A 3099-nucleotide genomic window follows, 5' to 3' on the forward strand; every position below is an offset into this window, starting at 1 on the left:
CAAGAAAGCGCCCCCGTAATGGGAAGTTCACCAGCCACGTGAGCGATGATATAATTTAGACCATTATAATGGATCGGCCGTGAGAAGTCTAGCAGCGCAAGATCAGTTTCAGTCAGCGTAAAGCGTTTTTGTAGGTAGAACATTTCCTTTCTCATCTGCTCGGTTCTCCACCAACTTTTTGCCGCAATACCGTTCGGCCCGTTCAGATACAGGCTTATCCCATCCAGTTCCGGGCTGGAAAATGGGATCCCTTCTTCTGTCATGCCATGCCAGAAAAGAAGGCGCGGCGCCGTGCTGACATTAAGCTGATTGAATTCTGCTGTTACGCCCGTCTGTTTGGCGATAGGCAGCTGGCTTGTTTCATCGACCAGGAAAGTGGAAAGCCGCATGATGACTTTGGCCAGCCCGATCGCATGACCGCCAAGGGATCCGGACACTGGCGTAAGATAGTCGGCCAGTATTTCAGGTTTGTCTTTCATTAAACTATCGCCTCCATCCAGTTCAAACGCCAAGTGCAGCCGGCGATTAAACTCGTTGTATTTGTCGTGTCCTGGAGTCGCTTTCAAAGTCCAGTCTTTATCAGGAACCTGGTCGATTTTATCTTCCCAGAAATCGATTAAAAGTCGTTTGTTGATCGCGTCAAAGCTTAGCCTGAGATTAGGGATCTTGCGCAGTTCAAGCAGTAAAGTGCTGATTGTCCACGATGGAAGGTGCCGGTTAACAGTGATAGTCTGTTCGCCGTCAAGCGCTCGCCAGTTCGTCAAAATCAACTTACTCCATGTTGGATGCTGCAAAAAGTCTCCTGATATACTTACACCTGTGAGCGCGGCAATCCTTTCCAGGATAAAACCTACAAACAGCATCGGTACTTTCGGGCCAGTAGCCGAGTAAACACCGTCCAAACACTCGTTTACGATTCCGGAATAATTGACTAAAACGCCGTTTGTGCCGTAATAATCAGGATTAACAATGGAAGGAAAGCAAGCAGCGTTCTTGCCGTTGGCCTGAATTTCGGCTGTTAATATTGCCGGTACTTTCAAGGTACCCAGGTTTAATTCCGTGAGTGGAAGGCCTGAGAATATTCCAAAAAACCTTCTCAGATCATCACCTGCTTCGAGTTCATATCCAGAAAGAGGATTTGATTTTTTAACGTATGCCTTGCAGGGATAGATCAGGGCGCCATTGTAAAAAAGCTCGCATACATAGCTGTATAAGTCGTTGCCTGCTTGCGGCATTTCAGCAAATTCGAAAGTTCTTTGGTTCCTTACTGAAAAAGGAATGTTCGGAATGCTTGCCCGACTATCCGGAATGGTTTCATAGCGCAAGTGTGGATTTATCCGATCCACGGGAACTTTCAGATCTGCCGATAAGTCAAGGCTCTGCCCGTCAATTCTTATATCTGTATACATGGTTTAAAGCGGGTTTATTTCTATCACCAGTGGCTCGTCGGTGCTATTTACTTGCAGGTTGTCGATGGTGTAAAATCCGGGATTTGTCACCGAGACTTCGCGATTCCTGCCTACTACTTTTAGCTTACATCCGGCAAATGGTGCATTGTTATAGGATACCTGAAATATCAGTTTTTTTAGCCCGGGCATGTAGGTGCCTTCTGATAGCCGCAATGTCGCAACTGGCTGTCCAATCGTATTGGGAAGAATTTGCGTTCCGTCAATCCGCAAATCAACTACCGGCCCGTATTTATCAGATCCAAACACTTTCAGGCTGACCCCGTCCATTCTGATCTTATGCAGCAAAGCATAATGAATCGGAACGTTATTAATAGTGCAGGTACCATTTGAATTAGCATAAGCCTGGTTATTGAAAGTCTCAAATTTGGCTTCTGCCAACAGATCCGCGTCGCCTGGCAATTCCCCACCGAACGAACCCGCCGCAATTACGACAGTGGGCGCCGTCCCTTTTGATTCCGGACCGCAATTGTTTTTGGTAAAGCTGATTTGCCGGGAGATCAATTTGCTAGGATATGGTGTGCTACCTGGCTGGATAGAAGCTTCTACGGCTGGCGCAATGAAATCCGGATCCCCTGGGATATTGGGCTTCACTGCATAGGGAATCACTCTGCTTTCGTCATCCTGGTAAACAAGTTGCAAGCGTTCATAGGTCAGCTTCCCGGTCCGCTTGCCATTAGCATCCAGTACCGCTTTTGTGGAGACACCCACCCATTTTATAGGCCGCCCGGGCAGCTGAGCAACTGCATCCATCCGGCTGTAATTTTTATCTGAATACGTCCTCTCCAACTCGAAAGTACGTTCCACCAATCCAGGGCGATCTTTGGCATATTCCAGGTTGTTGGTAATCAAATTCATTGCCTCGAAGCCAAAATCGGTATCCATCAAGACCACTTCGGCTAGGATCAATTCACGCAAATAATCTGAGTATGTGGCCGCGTCCGATTCGAAAAAGCCAGTGGAAAGCTTTATCCCTGAATTTTCAGAAACTGCTATTACTTCCAGTTCGGAAAAATCAATTCCTTGGCCAGCCGGCCGCTCCTTTCTGGATATCGACTTCGTTACATCAGTTTCTTGCGAAGCTTGCCCGATCAATCGGATCGTATCAAAGCCGCCAAGGGAATTGGAGAAAACAAGAAAGCGCTCAAATGCATGCCTGCGCCGATCTATATTATACGCCCTAACTTCTGTAAAACGCTCGTTTTTTTCATCTGAGAGCCATATTTCATATTTGACAACATCTTCGCCCAGCGACAATTCATTAACGCCAACAGGGCAGCAAATAACCTGATATGGTTGAAGCCCTTTTATCTGGGAATGCGTACTTACCAGGCGGCTGCCGTCCGTCTTGGTGACACGCATCCGAAGATTTATCGTTTCCGGGAATGGCGACATATTCAAAAGGAAATACAAATACTCTTTTTGCTTGGGGCTCACTAGTTTGTTATTGGGATGCCAGGTCAAAAACTGTCTTTTCTGTGACTGGTACCGGGAAAAAAACGTGTGCTGGTATCCGGCAAAGTCCCGAAAAGCCAATCCGGCACGCATTGCATAGCGGACTGGCTGGACGTTATCATATAAGCCAGGCTCTATCTTCTCGTGTAGCTTGTAAGGTGTGGTTAAACTGGCCACT

The 3099-nt window shown here is 47.1% G+C and carries 2 protein-coding genes; both read right to left on the reverse strand.

Features of this window, described 5'->3' with window-relative positions:
• Window positions 1-1409: hypothetical protein (locus ACTIE6_RS16490; protein WP_439557687.1), on the reverse strand; the 1409-nt coding region annotated here is incomplete at its 3' end.
• A 3-nt stretch (window positions 1410-1412) separates the two neighbouring features.
• On the reverse strand, window positions 1413-3099 hold a 1687-nt coding region (locus ACTIE6_RS16495), incomplete at its 5' end, for a DUF5977 domain-containing protein (RefSeq protein ID WP_439557688.1).

Source organism: Dyadobacter sp. (genome assembly GCF_051859145.1).
GTDB lineage: Bacteria > Bacteroidota > Bacteroidia > Cytophagales > Spirosomataceae > Dyadobacter.